Genomic DNA, 21,096 nt, shown 5'->3' with positions numbered 1-21,096 from the left:
GCTCAAAATACCTCGACCATGACCACTTCGGTGTCGTCGAGCGCTTCAACCACCAGCAACGCTTCTGCGGTCATGGCGATACCGTCCCCGGCCTCAACCCGTTCGCCGTTGACATTCACTGCGCCAAGGGTCGGCACCAGATAGGCGTGACGCGTGCCCGAGCAATCGCTGCTCAAGCGCTGACCGCCCTTGAGTGTCGCCCCCGGCACACGGGCATCGGCGCGAATGGGCAAGGCGCTTTCATCGCCGGGCATGCCGCTGGCCAGCACGTAACTGACGATCTGCATGTTTTGATACCCGTGCATCGGGAACCCGATGCCGGGGGCGATCTCGTCGTCATTCCAGACCACCGGCGCGCCGAACGGACGGTGCACGGGATTGCCGTCCGGAGTGACCTTGAAGTGATGCCGGGCCTTGAGCCAGCCAAAGTCGCCACCGCCGAGATCGGCCTTGATTCGATGCTCTACCATTTCAACTCCTGAATGACCGGTTGGGCCTGACGCCCGGCTTATCTGAAAACCGGCACGCTGGCCGAGTCGTTGGGCTGTCGCAGGTACTCGCGCAACCGGACACCGATCTCGGCGATTTTTTCCTCGCCGGCACGCAGGGCTTGCGGGTTGGTGTGAACCGAGTAGTTGCCCAACGCCAACTCATAGGGATGCGGAGTGGCCGAGCCGATAACGAAGACCGCGTCCTGTTGCAGGGCTGTCAGGGTCACGGCGTCGTTGCCCGGTTCGAAGATCGCCATTTCTCCGGCGTCGACGAGACCGGGAGCGGCCAGGGCTCCACGGCTGACGCTCAGCCACAGCGACTCATGGTCTTTGGGCGGCACATAGGTCCAGGACTCACCGGCGCGCAGCGTGACCAGCAGATAGTTCATGCCGTCCGGCGCGCGAACCGGGCTTTGCACACCTTGATAGGCACCGAGAATCACCCGCGCCGGCCCCGCTTCAGGCATCGCGCCCGACTCCAGGTATTGGCTGTCGACACTGGCGTTTTCCAGCGCAGGCGGCAGCGCAACCCACAGTTGAAAGCCCTGGATGCGCTTCGACGTACCGGCCGACATTTCCTTGCCGTGCCACACCCCGCCACCGGCGCGCATCCACTCGACGCCGCCGTAGTCGATCATGCCCTTGCCCGAGTCCGCGTCCTCGAAACGCAGATTGCCCTCGGTGATCACGGTGACCGTGGCAATCCCAGAATGGGGGTGCATGGGCATGCCTTTGATGAACGAACTCTCGCCTTCGAACAGATCGAGGAATACGAACGGCTTGATCAGATGCCCCAGGTCGGAAGGACTCATCAACCGGACAATCGCGCCATGTCCACTGCCGGTCGTGCGGTAGCTGATGGCGCGGCGAGTCTCGGGGTCACGCTCGGAACGGGATTGCGGGTGCAAAGTCATGGTGGTTGCTCGCAAGAATGGATGAATGGCTCGAACAATAGAGTCAGGCCGATTACCTGATTAGCCGATACAATTGGATTGCACTCATCCATCAGTGTCAGGAATCACCATGCTCGATCTCAATGACATCGCCATGTTTGTCCAGGTCGTGCGCTGCGGCAGCTTTGCCGAAGCCGCACGGCGGCTGGGCATGCCGCCCAATACCGTGAGCCGGCGCATCCAGCAGCTCGAAGCGCACCTGCAAACACGCCTGCTGCAACGCTCGACCCGCAAGCTCACGCTCACCAGCGCCGGCCAGGCTTTTCATGATCGTTGCGTGGGAGCGGTGGATGGCCTGCTCGAAGCCGGGCAGGCCCTGGTGACCGGCAGCGACGAGCCCAGCGGACGGGTGCGAGTGGCGGCCCCCGCCGATTTTTTCGATTTCTTTCAGATGGAATGGGTGGCCGAATTTCTCGCGGCGCATCCACGGGTGCGCCTCGATTTCGTGCTCAGCGACGCCAAGGCAGATCTGATTGCCGAGCAGATCGACGTCGCCTTTCGCGGCGGCCCCTTGCGCGACTCCGGCTATATCGGCCGCAAGATCTTCGATCCCCGCAGCGTCGGACTGGTCGCCAGCCCCGCCTACATCGCAAGACGCGGTGCCCCGCAAACGCTACAAGACCTGGCGAACCACGACTGCGTAATCTCCGCCCAACCCAGCGGCCACGCCACCTGGCACCTGGTTGGCCCCAATGGCGAGGAAGAAGTGCAAGTCGCCGGCCGCTTCAGCGGCAACACCGCCCAGGCCCTGCGCAAAGCCGCCGTCGCCGGCCTGGGCATCGCCCTGCTGCCACCGGTGATGGCCAACCATCAGATAAACGCCGGCACCCTCGTGCCGGTGCTGGCGCAATACCAGCCGAAAGGGTTTGGTCTGAATGTGCTGTACCCGAGCCGACGCCAGTTGCCGCTGGCGGTGTCGGCGTTTATCGGGTTGGTGATTGAGAGGATGAATGGGGGGGATGAGAGGCTTTAGTGCAGGACGAGAAGTGGTTTGGTTACATCAGCTTTTCGTAGCAGGGCAAGGATTGAATTGCTGGGAATAGTTGAACTCAGTAATAAATAGGACGCGAGGGGCCGGGACCTTTTTGAATACCACCTTTCTGATGGCATTCACAATCAATTTTTCACAAAAAATCAATCAAAAAATTGAATAAAAAATAAATTGTAGTTTCACAAGGTCCGCAGCACTCCCAAAATAACATTCACTCCATCGCCGACCAGCTCACGAGGTGTCGACTTCCAATACAGTACGAAATATTTTTCGTTCAACAGATTTCCAGCGAGCCCGCATCATAATATTTAAATGCCAATGTAAGGCCCATACTCGTAGTGAACAAACACCATCACTCTGTCCAATTTTCCAATAAAACATAGTTCACCTTAGCACTTGATACTGTTAAATATTCCCATATCCTATCGAGCAGTAGCTAGTCGTTTCCATACCATTATGGCGCAACGTGGACATCATCACTACCCGTAGTCATAGAGGTATCTTTTTCACAGTTAACTAATCTTAAGAAAATCCGAACCAACATCTCGTGAGCGCAAAAACTCTGTAAAAAATACAAATATCAAATTTATATCTCTTGTCATAGCACTTGCAGGATAAAGGTCACCTAAAATATCGACCATTTCCGCCCCCGCCTTGGGATTATTAATCACTTCAACTTCATGCTCACCACTTTCAAGATACTGATTCATCATAATAAAAAAATTACCTGAGTCGGCATACAAATTTAGTTCATAAGGGCCATGATCTGGCTCATCTTCAAGGTACAAGCAAGCAACACCATCCTGGGTGGAAAACTGACTAATAACTACTTCAAGATCTAAAGGCGACGGATTATAAACAATCGGAATCTGTAGACGCCCCATCTTGGCATCGACAATATAGCCACCTAATTTCATTTATTTTTTCTCCTTTATAGATTTAATACCCGGATTCCAGTAGCAAGTTTTAGGGAGTCCGCTTTTATCATCTACAGCTTGGGCAGTAAGAGATTTCAACCCAGCCTCTTCCGCAGCAGCAATGTCGCCCTTGCAATAACCGCATGGACATCTCTGCACCAACGGTTCTGCCGGAATTGTAGGCCTGCTGAATTACGCCAATTTCTGCGTGAGCATCTGCCATATTTCCATTTGGATATTCTTTTCCTGCATTAGCCGTAGTTTTATCTGCAACCCTATCAGCAATCAGGGTAGGTTGAGTTGGATCAGGCTGGGGAGATGGGCCTGGCAGTTTGGTTAACATCCACGCCATGGCTGCTCATAAAGGACTTGAACTGCTCACGAAGCTCGGGAGTCCAGTTCACCCCGTAATGTCCGCTCCATTCATAGGTTCGAAGAACTCCATTTTCCTTCCAGATCCCGCCGCCGACGATAGCGTCAGATGAAGGGATTCTTCCAACATCCAATATCCCCTCATGCCCAAATTGATTCCGTCCCATGATGAATCGTTGAATAGCCGAATCGTAAACAAAATCAATCGGTTTTGAATTACTCAACCCTTGTACAGATTTGGCGGGTGAATATGCATCACTGACTTCTAAGAATTCCTTATCCGGCCCACTGCCACTTCCTACATACTTTTCACCTACTCATCATTTCTTACTTCTATACATCCAAGTACGGTGCATTAATTAATATTAACTCCACCTCGTCAGAGGCCTTTTTTTTCCACTCTTCACTGATCCGCCCAAGAATTGATACATATTGTGAAAAAAGCAGTCTCCGCGAGTCGACACCAACAATTCTATTAGCCAATTCGTAGTCCGAAGCCAATTTAAAGGCTACACCACTAATTATCCAATACAGCAACTCATCCAAAGAGGTTGTGCGTCTTCTGTATATTTCAAAACACCTCTCTGAGCATACATAATTAAACTCGTCCGACTTAACCTCCACATGAGGACTTCCATCTTCTGAAGAACTTCTTTTAACAACCAAAAGAGACCTTGGAGCACCAATTCGCTCACCCAGCGAGTAAATGGCCTTTTGTATTTCTTCCATGACTGAGTTCATATTAATTAGTTCTCCTCAGATAACCCTCTTTCACTAATCGATCAACATTAAACCTTTCAGAAAGGTCAGGTAAAATTTGAGTCCCGCCTCCAGGCTGACCAAATGCAGGAGCAATCTCCCCCTGAACGACCGGCAATGGCTTGAGCACTTCATACTGATAGTATCCTCCAGCTCTTGAGCCAGGCGCCAATGCTCTTTGATCAAACGGAACACCTTGAGGGGATAAGAAATAGCCTTCAGGGCCACCATAACGGTCCAATTTAGTACCAACTGGCAATGTATTCTTAACAGAGTTACCAGAGAAGCCCAATTCTTTCGGCCAATCCCAACTACCGTCAGCTTTCTTAAACTGGTCGTAATAAGAAAACCCTCCTGCTTCGTTATCAGCAATGGCGCCGGTCGATGCTTGAGTCTCTGGCGGAGTTACTTTTACCCCCCCAACTACCGCAGCGTCCTCAACACCTCCAGCCGCCCCGAGTCCTCCTTCCCTAACCCCCCAAGCACCAGCGGTTCCAAGCCCTCCCAAGATAATATTCCCGGCAGCGTCTGTGTAGTCACCAGTGCTTGCCTGCCACACACCATAGCCAATTTGGCCCACGCTGTTTTCCAGACCGATAGCCGCGATACCTAGCCCCAGGCTTCCCGGCAACGCATACAAAGCAGGTGTACCGATGTTCGACAGGCCCTGTTGTTCTTCCGTGATCAGCTGGTTTTGGGTCGTGAGGTTGTAGAGTTCTTCATTCCCGCTTTTCTGCCGAGGATTGAGCAGTAATGGCAATAGCCCACCGGCGGCGTCTTCTTGCGCATCGGCCGCTGCGGTTCTCTGTTCAGCGGTGCCGGCATAAGGGAAATCGTAGGTTTTGTCTGGATTTCCGTTTGCCAGCAGGTCGCCTACCAGCGAGAGCGCTTGTTCGGGGCCATATTGGGCCGCCTGCTCCGTGTAGTACGTCCCCAAATAGCCATCAAACCTGGTTTTCTCCTCAGGAGTCAGCGAGTCAGGATCGGCAAGGTATTTGTCGAGCAAGCCATCGCTACGCTGGTCCGTCTGTTCAGTCGTACGCACTACGCTCTCGGTTTGCGGCGAGCGATCACCCTCTTCCATTGCAGTGCGAGCGTCATCCCGTTTCTGTTGCGAATTCGCGCCCAGAAAGTTGTGCTGCGTAGCGTTTTGCGCAACAGAAGCAGCGATCGATGGATCACCACCAGTTGCCGTCGCGGCCAGCACTCCGATCAGTCCGGAGGCAGCGAGCAGTCTTTGCTGTCCTTCTTGCGTGGTCAGGGCGTCAGCGGTGGACGGGTCTGGCATGATCCAGTCGGACAACGTTGTCACGGCCGCCTCGTCGGCACCTGCCGCCAGCGCTCCCGTTCTGAAATCACCCCCTTGGGCCACGGACAGGACTCCGCCCAGCAACGCATGCAGGCCAATCTTTGTCAGCGAGCCATCGGGTAAGGTCGTGCCCCCGATATCGTTGGCCAATGTCGCGCCTCCAACATTGATCGCCGCGCCGGCCAGAGAACCCACCAGGTTGTCCTTCAGGCTCCCGCCTTCCAGGACGGTTTTCGCCGTTGCGTCGGCAACTGACGTAACCCCGGCCTTTTCAAGGGTGTCGACGCTGAACTCCTCGGGGTTGTAAGGCAGCGTATTGCCTATCCCGGCGGTGAAGCCTGCCAGCGCATACCCTTCCATACTCCCAACTCACCAGCCAGTCGAGTTGTGTCTTTGTTGTTCTGGTAGTAATCGTTGCAGTTTATTTTTTACCAAGTCATCCAAAAGCGTCAGGCTATTTCCCAACAAAAATCAGTCAACAAGCTATTTATTCTTACTGGCAATTGGTTATGCATACGTCGCTGTTCCAACCATAGAAATACCTCCGTGGGCTGTGCATCTCAGAGTAAATTTTAAATTCTTTGGCCATGTCCATATTAAACAAAAACAGCTCTCATTGTATCTCTGAGTAGTAATAGTCTACGCCTCTCATTTCTCACCTTCTTCAGGAAGCGTCCCAAAGTCCTTGATTTTGATCGATTGATTAGTAATCGCTTGAGTTCCTCCACCACGCCCCCACTCAGGGAATGTGTTGGTAATCGGCTCCAAGTTTGTGGTCGTATTCCACTTTCCAGTTGGAATTTTCAAGTCATTTACTAATGGTAGAGTATCAAAGCTAACCCAGTTGGTGGGGGTTCGGGCAGTTGTAGTAGGCCCTGAGCTTCGGACGGCGTCATATTTTTTAATGTTGTCAAATGTAATATAAGTAGGGCTGCGAGGAGCAATTGTACCCGTTAACGCCTCTTCGACAGCCGGAACTCCGACTGCTCGATAACCGGTCGCTGGTATAGCCGTTCCTTGTGGGGTGACATAAAAGTCAGCCCCCCTCCGTAGCCGCAGCAGCACCTTTTGCACCAAGCTGGCTGACCCTTTATTTTTTTAACTTCGCCACATATCATTTAAAACAATTAGCACCCTAGAATAAACCAGTAACTGAACCTCAAAAACCACAACGCCCTCCGAAAGATGAATTTCTAAAGGAATTGAAATATTCACATTATGGGTCGCCGAAGCCTGCGAAAACACCGCCGCAGATAGATGACTAGTAATCTTCAATATATCAGAATAAAGAACACCAACATTTTTCTCCTTAGACTTTATAGCTACGCCTTTTTCAAAAATATTTAAGGCACAGTCATCTAAATCAATTTCATATACGCCCTGACCCAGTTCAGAGTCAATACTGAGAGGTATATAACCTCCATAACCAGACACATTGAGGCTTTTCAGGTGCTTGCTCGCTGCCTTTGGATGGTTCACTACTTTAGCCCCTTCAAAAAATCTCTAAGTCCTTCTTTGGTAGCTGGAAAACTAAAAGAGAATTGCTCGCCCACTTTCCCGCCCCCTAATGCTGCGCCTTCCTCTGACGCGTAATAGCCTTTAAGGGTGACTGTCTTGGCACCTTGAGACTGAGTGTACTCTAGGAGTTTTTTAAGCGGCCCCACTAATTCGGAAGCCCCATCCGGACCATAGCCAATAAAACCTTTCGATGTACCTACAGCAAAGTCGTCAAATATAACCTCACCGGCATTCATCGTCACTTTCGGGGAGTATATGGTTCCGACCCCGTCAGCAGCATCAAATGAAACTTTCCCAAGATCGGTTGCCACAGGCAAGGTTTCTTTTGCACCAACAAAAAATTCTGTAGTTGGCAAAGCAGGCTTTATTCACTTCAAGGATTGCATTGCTGATCTATAATTTTTTTCTCTTCAAAGAAGCGCTGAAGATGAACTGGGTCGCGTTCTAGAATCCCCAGATAGTGCTGATAGTCGCAAACCAGAGACTCGTAGCCAACAAGCGCCGATATACCAAAGGTAGAAAACAACTCCTCATAATCTTGACTCTGTCCGCTCAAACATATTTCCCAGGGCAAAATTGATTTATCAAGAACTGTGAATAAGCAATGAGGCATCCAATAAGGACCAGTCGAATCGGAACACAACAAAAAATCAATCCGCCCACACATAAACATTAAGCCGTAGACAATATACTCTACTCCAATTCGCAACGGTGCGAACTCAGTTCTATCCGTTTCGCCACGATACCGAATGTCCTCGGGGACGCTAGCTCCAGTATTTGCCTGACAAACTACGCGCATAATATTCACTTAAATTTAAAATCATCTACGAAACCGGAAACTGCATTCCGAACATAGTGCACTTCCACACCATTGACATTCTGAGACATTTTCACCCAGCCGTCGGCAGCAGGCCAGCGAGGATCTCGCAAAGGAAGAGGTAACTCTAACCCAACTGCTGGATTGGACATAACTTGTTTCATTGCCAGTTGCTCGTTTAGATTATTAGCAACTGTGCGCCCTGTCGAGCCCAACCCGAGCGGGGTGTTCTCTGCGGCTGTTAAGACCTCCGAAGCGCCCCCCTTTGCACCTAGAATCGCTCCCGCAGCTCCAGGACTGAGGCCAGGATCTATAGGGATAGTATCGTCTCCAAGCGCCTCTTGTTCCTGGTCAGGCACATGCTCCCCAAGCTCTTTCCTCAGCTCGACATCCACCTCCGATGTGCCACTGGGATGATGTTCTTGTGAGTTGTACTTTTCGCCCGCCCCACCAATGAGACTGCCGGTATTGGGATTGCCGCCTGCCAGCGCTGCAGAAAGCAAACCGATCATTTGGGCGGTAGCGATCTTGTTCTGACTGCCTTGCACACTCAGATCATCGGCGTTGAAATTCTCACTGACGTACCGCGCCAAAAGCTCGTTAGCCTTGGGTGTCAGTCCTTCTGCGGCGCCACCGGCGATGGCCCCGCTGGTGAAGCCCTCGCCTTTGGCTGCCGATATGAGTCCACCCAACACCGCATGAAGGAAGATGGTCTGCGCACTTCCAGGATCGACATTCAATTCCTGGGCAAGGTCACCAATACCCTTGTTTCCGGCAGCCGTGGCAAGATCCGTCCCCTCACCCAACAGCGCCCCACCCAGATTTTGGGCAAAACTGCCACCATTGACGGCTGTTGATATGCCGCTGCCGATCAACGCATGCGCGCCACTGCGCATCACCGTTTGCTCAGCATTACCCCAGTTGAGCATATCGCCCGAATAACCGGGATTCTGGATTGGCCCCACGCTCGTGACTTGCGAACCGCCGTTGCTTGCGCCACTTGGTGTCTGGAACCAGCTGCTGTCCGCATAGCTCATCGCACCGGCAGTCAAACTTCCTATCGCCGCATTTTTCAAACTGTCACTGCTGAACGTGTCTTGTAACGCGAGGCCCAGATTCCCCTTGTTATCGATAAAGCTGACAGCCCCCGTGCTGGCCATGGAGGTCATTGCCGCCGTCAGTGCCACGTTGGCCCAGCCCGCAGAAGCCGTCCCGACGGCCGTACCCGCCGCCATCATGGCTTCGCTGCCACCTGCCGCCAACGCCGTGCCACTGCCGGCCCCGGCTTCAGCCAACGAACCTATCGCAGTACTCGCCGCCCCCGCCGTCAGCACCGAGACGATGATAATGATCGCCAGCATTGCCCCCTCTCCCAGCCCCGAATGGCTGTACTTGAAGGAGTCGTGCAGTTCCTTGATTTGTTGCCAGTTCACATCGCCGCGTTGCTCGGCGTCTTTCAACCAGGCCAACTGAGGATCGGCCTGAACCATGGTATCGATGGTCTGGCTGACGGTTTTCTCGTTGATCTGCTTGATGTCGATATGCAGCCCGTTGACCGCATTGATGGTCACTTGACCCTGGGCGACCAGGGCACTCTGACGCAGGGTTTCGTCAGTCGAGCCTTTTCCTTGCATCGACGTCCAGGTCAGGCTGTTGCTGCTTTTCTCGTGAGTCTCCTGATGCAGGTCCTTCACCCCTTCAAAGGTGATGGCCCCACCGCTTTGCAACGTCAGGTTCTTGCCGCTCTGCAGATCGGCAACCTGATAGCGCTGATCGCCGCTGCTGATCAAACCGATATCCCCGCCGGCCTTGATCTCGCTCCCCACATTGGTGACCTGTGTCACTTCATCGTGCTGGGTTTGCTTGCTGCCAAAACTGCCTTTTTTCTTCATGTCGTACAGCGAGTAGTCGCTGTCTTGCGCTGCCAGCAACTGCAGCTTGTCACCCGCGACCAGATAGGCCTCATCTCCCGCGTCGACCTTGCTGGAAACCAGCGTCAGGTCCTGACCGGCGCTTAGCGCAACACTGCCGCCGGCATTGACCGTCGTGGAAACCTGGGTGACGTGGTCTTCCTGGGTCGTGACCTTTTTGGTCTTGCTGTACGAATGCTGCTCATCGGCCGCCGATGCCAGGGTCAAGTCGCCTGTGGCTGCGATGGCGATGTCGCGCTTGGCGTCGATCTGGCTGGCGATGACCGAAACGTCGCGGCCGGCCTGAATGCTCAGGTCCTGCCCTGCCGCCACGCTGGAGCCGTACTGGGTGACCGTCTGGTCGTAACGATCAGCGCCATAGTTATTGCTGACGACCTGCTGGACGGAGGTGATGTTGACGTCTCGACCCGCGTTGATGGTGGTGTTTGCGCCGCTGCTCAGCACCCCGCCGCTGTTGTTGACGTCGCGACCGGCACTGATCGCCAGGCTGTTTGCCGCTTCGATACGCGCCGCGCTGTCGACCACGTCGGTCTGCTGGCTGTAGCTACCGTCACTGACTTGGTGACTGGTGACCGTACGCTCGTTGATCACATCGCCGTCGACAGCCTTCACGCTGACGTCGCGCCCGGTGATGATGCCACCGGCCTGATTGACCACGTCATTGCCCGCCAACAGGTCGAGGCGACTGCCTGCCTGGATCAAGCCACTGTTGACCAGGTCGTTGCCAGCGGCAGCAGACAGGTTGTTGGTGGCTTTCAGGGTGCCGGCGTTGTCGAGGTTCTGCCCGGCGATCAGGGTTACATCGCTGCCCTGGATCAAGGCACCGTTCGGGGCCAGGCGGTTGTTGGCGTTGGCCAGGTACAGCACCGGCACCAGGACGGTCTGACCGTCGACGACTTCGTTTTCCATCCAGACGATGTCGTGGGTCAGTGCGGCGACCTGTTCCGAGGTGAGGCTTACGCCCACGGACAGGTTCAGCTCGTTCTTGCTGGCGATGGCGTTGTCCATCAGGTACTTGAACTGGGCGTCGTTCGAGGTTTCACCGTCGATGAACGCCTGACCGGTGCCGGCCACGACGGCTTGCTGGACCAGTCGCTGTTCGTAGAAACCATCTCCCAGACGCTTGGCGCTGTCATCCGGGTTGTAGCCGAGGCCGGCCAACAGGTAATCCGAACTCATGAACTGCTTGAGGTCGGTGAGCGCCGGGTTGGTTTCGATCAGGTACTTCTGCGGCTGGGACTGGCCGGTGCTGCTCGGCAAGCCTTGTACGCGGGCAACGGTCTGGCTGCCGGCCGTAGTGATTTGCGAGGGAACCGTTGATGGGGTTGTCGAAGCGAAAGCCGGGGCGACCGTCAGTGGGGGCGCGGGCAGCACGCCGGCAGCGACAGGCAGGCCCGCAAGGTTCGACCCCGTGATCCCGCTCATGACTGCCGGGTCGCGTGAGTCCGAACTGTGTACCGGTAACGGGATGGCGCCCGTGCCGGCATCGGCTGGCGCGGTGACACTGATGGTTGACGCGCCACCGGCAATCGCGTTGACCTGGCGGACGTCATTAGACAAGTGACGATCAGCCGCTGATTCCTGGGTGTGATTGCCCAGTTGAAGATCAAGCGACTGAACATTCGGCACGGCCTGGTTGCGTTGCGTCGAGGCAATGCTTGCACCGCCAAAGGTCCAGCTTTGCGGAGCGCTGCTGGTCAGAGAGGCCTGGGTAGCGCTGCTGTCCTGCCCGCTCAGACGGAACAGCCCGTTCTGGCCGGTTGGCATACTGAAGCCTGGCAGGGTCAGCGGGTTGACTTGCTGTTGAGCCAGGTTGGGCGGGAGTTGGGCGTTGAGATTGATGATGGTCGGCGCAGGCTGCCCACTGAGCTGGGTCGAGCCGACGCGTGAAGCCGTGGCTCCCGTTGTAACGCCCTCACGCACGACGCTGTTGGTCAGGTTTTGTGCCGCATTGACCTGCACCGAGCCACCTGCCTGCACCACCGCACTGGCGTAGGACGTCGGGCTGTTGTAAGTCACCAGGGTGTCGAACGGGGTTGCGGACTGGATCGCGTCCGGTGCGGCGGCGCGCACGCCGTCACTGTAGTGAGGCAGCGCAAAGTCGTACCACAGGGAACCTGCGGGCACGCTGATATGTACCTCACCGAATCGGATGTAGGTCTCCAGGTTCTTGCCGCCAGGGTGCGGTTGTACCTGCACGACGGATTCAGTGCCGGAACTGTTCCAGAAATGGATATTGGGCCGGGAAAATGTCGGATCGCTGCCACCGACGTATCCCGCGACGCCTGGATCGTAGGCCGGATCATTGGCCGCGTTGTAAGCCATAATCGAAGCCCACAGACCAAAGTCGGAAGTCTGCTGCTGATCCGAAAGAGCGATGGATCGGCGCACGGTGTAGTCACCTACAGAAGCCCCCTGGTTCGTGAAAGTCTGCAGGTCGAGCGTGAGGTTGTTGCCTGCGCTGAGGGTCGATGCCTGATTGAGAAACGCCCCGCCGCTGGCCAGAAAGTTGCGCCCCGCCGTCATGCTGGCCGATGGGGAATCCTGAACGATCTGTGACTGATAGTTTTCCACCCAGACCGCATAGCTGTCGGCTCCCACCTGGGCAAGCGGTTCGAGTGTCGAGCAGGTGTAGCACTGCACGCCGATATACCCGGAGACCAAACCGCCCGTAGCCTGAAACACGTCCTTGCGGTTCTCGATGCTGTCGGCTGACAGGACGAGGTCGCCCACACTTTCAATGGACGCGGAGACGTTGGAGATCGAGGCACTGCGTCCATTGTTATCGTCCCTGGCGATGCTGATGTCGCCACCGCTGTAGACGTCGGCATAACGGTTAGTGAAGTCATTCACCCGCAACGCCATGTCGCCGCCGCTGAAGATCAGCCCGTTCTGATTGAACAGCGAGGTAGCATTCACGCGCAGATTGGCGGCGCTGCCTAACGTGCCCTGGTTATTCAGATAACCCGCATTGACGGTCAGCGCCCCGGCTGAAGTGAGGCGGCCAAGGTTGGTCAGGCTGCCACCCGTACTCACGGTTGCGCTCGTGCCAGCGGTGATGCTCGCCACAGAGGCTAGATCGATCTGCGATGCGCTCAGATTCAGATTGCCGGCACCACTCACACTGCCGTTGCCGTTATAGGCACCGCCCAGCGCAAGGGCCAGGCTACCGTTACTGGCAATCAACCCGTCGTTATGCCAGTTCCCCCCGCTCCCGGTGAAGCTGTCGGAGGCCAACAATTGGCCGCTGGCGGTCTGGACGAAGTTGTTGACGTTGACGTTCAGGCGTCCGGCCTGAATGACACTGCTGTTGGTCCAGCTGTCGGCGTTGAGGGTCAGGCCGCCACGAGTGACGAGCGTGCCGCCGGCCGCCAGGGCGTTCGCGGTGGAGATATCGAAGGTGCCGGTGCCGACATGCAGCACGCTGCCGCCGGTATTGAGGAAGCTGCCGGCGCCGAGGGTCAGGTCGACGTTGGCGGTTTCGAGCGTGCCGTTGCTGTTGTCGAACACGCCGCCGATCTGGAAGTTGGTTTTGCCGCTGGTGCCCAAGGCCCGCAACTGGCCCGTGCGGTTGTCGAGACTCGCGGCACTGATCGCCAGGGTGCTGTCGCTTTCGATGATGCCCAACTGGTTGTTGAGGGCACCGCTGAGGGTCAGGTCGATCTGGCTGCCGGCAATCTGGCCGTCGTTGCTGCCGCTGTTGTCGAAGTTGTTGGCGCTGACGTTGACCCGACCCGTGGCGTAGAGGCCGCCGTTGCGGTTGTCGAAGTCAGCGGTATGGATGAGCGCATCGCCGGTTTGCGCGGAGATCCGCCCGCCGTAGTTGTCGATGCCGGCCAGCGCGGTGAGGCTCAGGCTTTGTGCCTGAGTAATGCCCCCCTGATTGTGGTTGGCCAGGTCGTAACCGTTTTTCAACACACCCGTGAGGTGAGCACTGAACGCGCCTTGCAAGCTGGCCAGGACGCCGCCACGGTTGTCGAGATTGCCGGCGCTGACGGTGAAGTCACCGGCCTGAGCGATAATCCGGCCGCTCTGATTGTCGATGTCGCCGGAAACGCCAAGCCCCAGGGCGCCCAGGCTTTGCAGTGCGCCCTGGCTGTTGGCCAGACTGGCGGCTTGCAGTTGCAGAGCGCCGTTCTGGCTGTAGATCAAACCATCGGCGTTGTTCTGCACCGCGCCAGTGGCGGTGAGCAAGAGCTGACCGCCGGAGGCAACGGTCCCTCGATTGCTGTTATCGAGACCACCCGTAAACAGCGTCAGCAATCCCTGGCTGACCAGTTGACCGCCCTGGTTGTTGATCTGGCTGCTGTGCTGGATCAACAACGGGCCGGCGCTGGCCAGTTTGCCATTGGTGTTGTTCAGGACTGCGAGCAGGTCAAGGGTGATTGCGCCGTTACCGACCAGGTGCCCGGCGCTGTTATCCAGCGTACTGCCGGTAAAACTCAGGTCCTGTTGCGCATTGATAACGCCCGCCGCGTTGCCGAGGGTCATCGCCTGCACGATGAGGGCCGCGCCGCTGTCGATCAGACCGTTCTGCCCGTTATTGAGCAGGCCAGCCACGGTCAGTGTCTGGCCGGTGCCGCTGGACAGAATGCCGCCGCTATTGTCGAGGCTGGCAGCGCTGACCATCAGCGCGTTCTGACTGACCAGCGCACCGGCGCCGCTGTTGAGCAGCGCGCCGCTGACATTGACGCTCAAGTCACCGTTGCGGCTCGAGAGCGTGCCGTTGTTACGGTTGTCGAGGCTGGCGGCGCTGAGGTCGAGCCCCTGCCAACCGGAGATCAGGCCATTCTGATTGAGCAGGCTGCCAACATTGAGGCTGAGCTGCTGGCTGCTGATCAGTTTGCCGCCGCTGTTGTCGAAGGTCCGTCCGGCCAGGCTGAAGCGCTGGCTGCTGGAGACTTCGCCCCCCTGGTTGTTCAGGTCACGCAGATGGCTGATGCTCAACGGTCCCTTGGCGGTGACCAGACCGTTCTGGTTGTTCAGGTCGCTGCCGCGCAGATCCAGCGAGATCCCGGCATTACTCAGTAGGCGGCCACCGTTCTGGGTCAAGGCCCCCAGGTTCAGGCCAATGTCGCTGACCGCCGACACTTCACCGCCATTGCTGGAATCCAGCCTGTCGGCAGTCAGGCTCAAGCCGCCCTGGCTGTTGATCAGGCCATTGTTGCGGTTGTCCAGGGCGGCGGCGTCAAGGGTGAGCGCTGTGCCGCCGAGCAGTTCGCCACTCTGATTGTCCAGGTCGGCAGAACCGATATTGAGCGCCTGCGCAGCGTTGATCAGGCCACCGTTCTGGTTGCTCAACAATCCGCTCACGTTCAGCGTGAGGTCGCCACGGCTGGTCATGGTGCCGCCGCTGTTATCCAGCGAGGCTGCCGCCGCGTCGAGGCTGGCGGCGGCGATCAGGCCTTTGACGTTGCTCAATGCCTGAGCGATGCGCAGGGTCACCGCCTGATTGCTCAGCAACTTGCCGCTGCTGTTATCCAGGTGTTGCGCCGCGAGGGTAAACCCTTGGGCGCTGGAAATTTCCCCGCCCTGGTTGGCGACGTCATTGAGGTTTTTCAGCACCAGAGTCGGCGCGTTGATCAAACCGTTCTGATTGTTCAATTGACCGTTGTTCAGGTCGAGCGTCAGTCCGGTGTTGCTGAACAATTGGCCGCCCTGCTGATCCAGGCCGGTAACGTGGGCGGTCAGGCCCGCGTTACTGCCGATATGGCCGTTGTCCTGGTTGGTGACCTGCCCGGCATCAAGCGTCAGGGTGCTGCCGCTGCCCAGATTGCCGCCATGGCTGTTGTCGAACGCGCCGGTGGTAACGCTGACGGCACCCTTGCCGCTGATGGTGCCGAACTGGCTGTTATCGAGGCTGGCGCTGTGCAGGTTCAGGTCGGCGTCGGTGACCAGTTGACCCCCCTCGTTGCGGATCGCCCCCATGCTGCTGACGCTCAGAGTGCCAGCGCTGGACAGGCTGCCGGCAGTGTTGATCAGGGCGTTCACACGAACCCCGAGTGTGCCTTCGCTGCTGAACAGACCGAGGCTGTTATCCAGCGTAGCGCCGAGGCCGACGTCAATACCTTGCTGGCTGAGCAAGGTGCCGCCGGTGTTGTCCAGACCGGTGCCGAGCACACTCAGACCGGCCTTGCCGGAGAGCAGGCCCTTGTTGCGGTTGATGATCTGATCGACCTTCAGTGCCAGCGTGTCCTGGGCAAAGATCTGCCCGCTGTCGCTGTTGTCCAGTTGCTGGCCGAGCAGCGTCAGGCCGCCCTGGCTGAAGATTTCGCCACCACGGTTATCGACGCTGCCGACCTTGAGATCCAGCGCATTGGTTGCACCGATCAAGCCACTCAGACTGTTGTCCAGCGTGTCGGCGGTCAGGCTCAGGCGACCTTGAGCGATCAATTGCCCGGCGTGCTGCTGCAAGCTGCCAAGGGTGACGGTGGCGTCTTTCCTGGCTGCGATCTGCCCTTGGCTGTTGTCGGTAACGCCAGCACTGAGGAGCAGATTGCCGTCGGCGATCACGGTGCCGTTGTGGTTGGTGAGGGCGTTATCGACTGCCAGATTCAAATCATCGTGGCTGCTGATCAAACCGTTGGTGTTGTCCAGGCTGGCACTGCGCATGTCCAGCGCGGCAGCGGAAATCACCCCGTTGAGGTTGGTCAACGCCTGCGCCAGATGCAGGGTCAGTGCCTGATTGCTGAGCAACTTTGCGTTGCTGTTATCGAGCGAGCGGGCATCGACGGTGAAAGCCTGGGCACTGGAGATTTCGCCATTCTGGTTGGCGACATCCGTGAGGTTTTTCAGCAGCAACGTGCCGGGGGCGTTGATCAATCCGCCCTGATTGTTCAACTGACCGTGGTGCAGATCCAGGCTCAGCGCGGCATTGCTGAACAGTTCACCGCCTTGCTGATCGAGGCCGGTGACGTCTGCAGTCAAGGCCATGGCGCTGGCGATTTGGCCAGTGTCCTGATTGGTCACCTGGGCCGCGCTCAGGCCCAGGGTGTCGGCACTGGTCAGGCGGCCACCGTGGCTGTTGTCGAAAGCGCCGGTAGTGACCCGGGTGGCGCCTTTGCCGGACAGTACGCCGTTGTTTCGGTTATCCAGGCTGCCACTGTTGAGCGTCAACCCGGCGTCGGTGGTCATCGAACCGCCCTGATTGCTCAACACGCCGACGGTCGTCACGTTCAGCGCGCCGGCACTGCTCAGACTGCCCGCACTGTCGTTCAGGCTGGCGGCGTTGACCGTCAGGGTCGCTTCGCTGCTGAGCAGACCGGCGCTGTTATCCAGATCGCCGGCAAGTTTGATGGCCAGGCCATTCTGGCTGGCAAGCGTCCCCCCGGCATTGTTCAGGCTCGTGCCGTCGAGGCTGAGCGTATCGCCGAAAAGCAGGCCCTTGCTCTGATTGATCAGGTTGGCGACGGTCAACCCCAGCGCGGTGCCCGCCACAACCTTGCCACCGTCGCTGTTGTTCAGTTGCTGGCCGACGATGCTGACATCCGCCGCGCTGGAGATTTCTCCAGCGCGGTTATCGATATCACCCACCGTGAGCTTCAGCGCTTTTGTCGCTCCGACCAGCCCACCCTGACGGTTATCCAGCGTAGAACCCGTCAGCGTCAGGGCGCCCTGGGCGACCAATTGCCCGCCCTGCTGGCTCAATGCGTCGATGTTGGCGATCAGGTCACTCTGGCTGGCGATGCGACCGGCGTTATTGAGCACCACCCCCGCTTGCAGTTGCACCAGGCCCACGGCGCTGAGCAATCCGCCCTGGTTATCCAGACGCTGGCCGGTGAACGCGATGCCGCCCTTGCTGCCGAGCAGGCCTTGCTGACCGTTATCCAACTGATCGATGAACAGTTGCACGTCCTTGCCGGCGTTGATGGCACCGCCGCGATTGTCCAGGCTCTGACTCTGAATAGTCATCAGCCCCTTGGCCTGCACGCTGCCGCCGCTCTGATTGTTGAGCGACGTATCGACATCCAAGTCGAGGTTGCCGTCAGTCACCAGGCTGCCCGCCTGGCTGTTGTCCAGGCTCCCGACGCTGGCGCTCAGCCCTTGCCCGGCGCCCAATGTACCGGCCTGGTTATCCACGGCACCGCTGATCGCCAGACTCAGGCGCTGGTCAGCCATCACCTGCCCGCCGGCATTGCCCAGACTCATGGCGGCAATCGTGCTGTTACCGGTGCTGGACAACTCGCCATTCGGGTTGAGCAGCGCACCGCTGAGTTTCAGGCTCAGGTCGGCATCGCTGCTGACGCTGCCATTGCTGTTGTCGAGCCGAGCAGCGCCGATATCCACACCGACCCCGGAGATCAGCCCCCGGACGTTGGCCAGGGCCAGATCGATTCGCACGGTCAATGCCTGATTGCTGATCAGCTTGCCGCCGGTGTTGTCCAGACTCTGCGCGGCCAGGATAAATGCCTTGGCGCTGGAAATCTCACCACCCTGGTTAGCGACGGCACTCAGGTTCTTCAGGAGCAATTGACCTGGCGCCGTGATCAGACCACCCTGGTTATTCAACTGACCATTGCTCAGGTCCAGGCTGACATCGCCATTGCTGAACAATTGACCACCCGTGTGCTGATCGAGACCGGCAATGGTCGCGGTCAACGCCATGGCGCTGGCAATGCGGCCAGCCGCGCTGTTATTCACTTGTCCGGCGGTAAGCACCAGCCCGCCGGTACTGGTCAGGCTGCCACTTTGCTGGTTGGCGAAGTCGCCGGTTTTGAGCACCACGCCTTTACCGGCAATACGACCTTGCTGGCTGTTGTCGAGGCTGCCACTGGTCAGCGTCAGGCCGGCATCGGTGAGCAAGGCTCCACCCTCGTTGGCGATCGCCCCGCTGCTGGCGATGCTCAAGCCGCCCGCGCTGGAAATACTGCCACCGTTGTTCCCCAGGCTTTGCGCTTGCACATTGACCGTGCCGTCGCCGCGCAACGTGCCTTGAGTGTTGTTCAGTTGGCTGGCGAGGACCAGGTTGAGGTTGCGTTTGGCATACAGGCTGCCAGCCCCGCTGTTGTCCAGTTGGCCGGCATTGATTTGCACATTCTGCTGGCCAGCGATCACGCCCTTGAGCTGATTGTTCAAGCGCGTGAGCATCAGTGCGATATCACCGTTGGCCAGGATCTGGCCATTGCTGCTGTTGTCCGCCAGGCCAGTATTCACCGTCAGGCCACCCAGGCTCGACACTTCACCATTGCGGTTATCCAGCGAAACAGCGCTGATTGCGAGATTGCCACCGGCATTGAATAACCCGAACTGATTGAGCAGCGGCCCGGCCATTCGGGCGGTGAGCGCTCCACCACTGAGCAGTTGGCCTTTTTGCTGGTTGTCCAGCGTGCCCGCCAGGTTCAGGTCCAAGGTCCCGTGACTGACCAGCGAACCCTGCTGGCTGTTGTCCAGCGCCCCCGCGCCGATCTGCAGGTTCTGCTGACCAAGAACCCGTCCACCCCGGTTATTCATCTGACCACTGGCGGTGATACTCAGGTTCTGCCCGGCACCGATCAATCCGGCGACGTTATCCAGAGTCGCCACCTGCAAGGTGCTGGCAGCCAGGCTGGACAGCTCGCCGCCGCTGTTATCCGCATACCCGGCGTTCACACTGAGGTTGCCGGTGCTGGTCATCAGGCCTCCCTGACTGTTCAACAACTGGCTCGCCGTGACGCCAAGGTTGCCCTGGCTCAACACGCGACCTTTCTGCCGGTTATCGAGTGTCGCGGTGGAGATTTGCGTGCTGCCCTGCCCGCTCAGCGTTCCGCCCTGGTTGAACAGGGTCTGCGCCACCGTTGCCTGCAAGCCGCGACTGGCGATGATGCTGCCGGTGTTGCTCAGGTTTTGTGCCGTGATGCTCACATCGCCGGTCGCGTTACGGCTGTTGTCGGCATTCAGACCGGCCTCGATCACCGCCTGATTGCTCAGTTGCCCGCCGCTTGAAAGGCTGATGCGATCGCGGGCCGCGAGGTTCTGTTGCGTATTGAGATCGCCCGAAGTGGTCGCGGCAAGGCTGCTGCCGGCATACACCGGTCCGCTGACATCGAGGCTCGCCGCCTTGACATTCACCGCGCCACTGGCGGCGGTCTGGGCCATGCTCAGGTGGCCGTTGACGTCGAGCTGGATGTCACCGCCACTGGCGGCCAGGTTGCCTGCCAGCCGCACCCCGACCCCCGCTTCGGTGCCGACCAGTTTGATCGCCCCGGCGTACATTCCGCCCAAGGCACTGGAATCGATGGCCAGTGCCGGAGCATCTGCCGGGCTGGCGGCACGTGGCGTCGCTGCCAGGGTCTGTGCGTTGACATCGTTGCGGCCGGCGACAATGGCGAGATTGTTCGCCTGGATGGCCGCGTTGATTTTCGCCGATCGCGTGATGATCTCGAAGCTGTCGATGTTGTTGGCGTTGAGGCCCACGCCGTCAATGGACACGCTGCCGCCGTCCACTTGGTAATGATCCAGACCGCCTGCGCCGTCCAGCACCGGCGTGCCCGTCGTGAGGGTGACCCGAGGAATATTGATAAACCCACAGCCGTTGCAGCCAATGCCATACGGGTTGGCCACAATCACCCGCGCCGACTGTCCGGCCACTTCGGTGTAGCCGTTGAGCTGGCTGGGGCTGCCGCCATTGACTTCGTTGAGGATGGTTTGCGCGGCGACCCGGTTGGTCATGTTCGGGTTGCCGACGATGATCCCGCCCAACTGCGTCGACCCGGTTTGTGCCGCGACGTTGTTGAGAATCAGCCCCTGGGCGCCGACGTTGTAATCGTGAAACTGGTTATGCGACAAACCCGAGGCGTTCGGCGCAGCAATGTTGACGATCGGCACGCCATTGCCCGCCTGCCCGAGACTGGTCCCCGGCGCACTGACCACAATCCCGTCCGCCTGCGCCAGCAGCGGTTGCCAGAACATGGCGTTGGCCAGGATGAACGCCAGCCCGCGTTTGGACATGCCCAGAAAGCGCTCACGGGACTTCAGGGCAGCAGAGGGCTGGCGAGCCAGGAAGGCAAGTTGGCGAACGTCCATGTCGAGGTCTCGAAGTGGCAGCTGTTTAAGGGAAAAG

At 57.9% G+C, this 21,096-nt stretch carries 11 protein-coding genes and 2 pseudogenes; 1 reads left to right on the top strand and 12 read right to left on the bottom strand.

The features are described from left to right. Window positions 1–2 precede the first annotated feature (2 nt). Both KVQ74_RS22095 and KVQ74_RS22090 read right to left on the bottom strand, forming a co-directional pair. The gene (locus tag KVQ74_RS22095; RefSeq protein WP_217833494.1) at window positions 3–470 is read right to left on the bottom strand and encodes a pirin family protein; all 468 of its coding nucleotides are present in this window, start codon (window positions 468–470) and stop codon (window positions 3–5) included. Window positions 471–508: 38 nt separating this feature from the next. After that, complete coding sequence (locus KVQ74_RS22090; RefSeq protein ID WP_217833493.1) at window positions 509–1,405, bottom strand: pirin family protein; 897 nt, start codon at window positions 1,403–1,405, stop codon at window positions 509–511. A 109-nt stretch (window positions 1,406–1,514) separates the two neighbouring features. On the opposite strand from KVQ74_RS22090, the gene KVQ74_RS22085 reads away from it, so the two are divergent. Next, on the top strand, window positions 1,515–2,417 hold the full coding sequence (locus KVQ74_RS22085) for a LysR family transcriptional regulator (protein WP_217833492.1): 903 nt from the start codon (window positions 1,515–1,517) through the stop codon (window positions 2,415–2,417). A 530-nt stretch (window positions 2,418–2,947) separates the two neighbouring features. On the opposite strand, the gene KVQ74_RS22080 is transcribed toward KVQ74_RS22085, so the two are convergent. From KVQ74_RS22080 to KVQ74_RS22040, 10 genes and pseudogenes are all read right to left on the bottom strand, one after another. Then, a complete protein-coding gene (locus tag KVQ74_RS22080) occupies window positions 2,948–3,352 on the bottom strand; it encodes a DUF6911 family protein (protein ID WP_217833491.1) in 405 nt (134 codons plus the stop codon). Next, a pseudogene (locus KVQ74_RS29775) lies at window positions 3,353–3,695 on the bottom strand (cytidine deaminase-like fold-containing protein). Then, window positions 3,658–4,011 (bottom strand): annotated as a pseudogene (locus tag KVQ74_RS29660) (polymorphic toxin type 43 domain-containing protein); the annotation flags it as partial. The pseudogenes KVQ74_RS29775 and KVQ74_RS29660, both read right to left, overlap by 38 nt. 46 nt (window positions 4,012–4,057) lie before the next feature. After that, the gene (locus KVQ74_RS22070) at window positions 4,058–4,465 is read right to left on the bottom strand and encodes an Imm63 family immunity protein (RefSeq protein WP_225930131.1); all 408 of its coding nucleotides are present in this window, start codon (window positions 4,463–4,465) and stop codon (window positions 4,058–4,060) included. 1 nt (window position 4,466) lies between these two features. Beyond that, complete coding sequence (locus KVQ74_RS22065; protein ID WP_217833490.1) at window positions 4,467–6,152, bottom strand: glycohydrolase toxin TNT-related protein; 1,686 nt, start codon at window positions 6,150–6,152, stop codon at window positions 4,467–4,469. Between the two features lie 288 nt (window positions 6,153–6,440). After that, complete coding sequence (locus KVQ74_RS22060) at window positions 6,441–6,866, bottom strand: hypothetical protein (RefSeq protein ID WP_217833489.1); 426 nt, start codon at window positions 6,864–6,866, stop codon at window positions 6,441–6,443. A gap of 24 nt (window positions 6,867–6,890) precedes the next feature. Continuing rightward, entirely contained in the window at window positions 6,891–7,271 is a 381-nt protein-coding gene (locus KVQ74_RS22055) for a hypothetical protein (protein WP_217833488.1), read from the bottom strand. Continuing rightward, entirely contained in the window at window positions 7,271–7,666 is a 396-nt protein-coding gene (locus KVQ74_RS22050; RefSeq protein WP_217833487.1) for a hypothetical protein, read from the bottom strand. The genes KVQ74_RS22055 and KVQ74_RS22050 overlap by 1 nt, the downstream gene beginning before the upstream one ends. A 17-nt stretch (window positions 7,667–7,683) precedes the next feature. After that, entirely contained in the window at window positions 7,684–8,118 is a 435-nt protein-coding gene (locus tag KVQ74_RS22045; RefSeq protein WP_217833486.1) for a hypothetical protein, read from the bottom strand. Next, window positions 8,115–21,059 carry a two-partner secretion domain-containing protein gene (locus tag KVQ74_RS22040; RefSeq protein ID WP_217833485.1) on the bottom strand — a complete coding sequence of 4,315 codons (12,945 nt, stop codon included), beginning with the start codon at window positions 21,057–21,059 and terminating at the stop codon, window positions 8,115–8,117. Before KVQ74_RS22040 ends, KVQ74_RS22045 begins: the two co-directional genes overlap by 4 nt. Between the last annotated feature and the right edge of the window lie 37 nt (window positions 21,060–21,096).

It is taken from the genome of Pseudomonas botevensis, from assembly GCF_019145475.1.
In the GTDB taxonomy this organism is placed as follows: Bacteria; Pseudomonadota; Gammaproteobacteria; order Pseudomonadales; family Pseudomonadaceae; genus Aquipseudomonas; species Aquipseudomonas botevensis.
The sequence above is the reverse complement of the archived record's forward strand: the minus strand, read 5'-3'. Positions and strand labels throughout refer to the sequence as shown.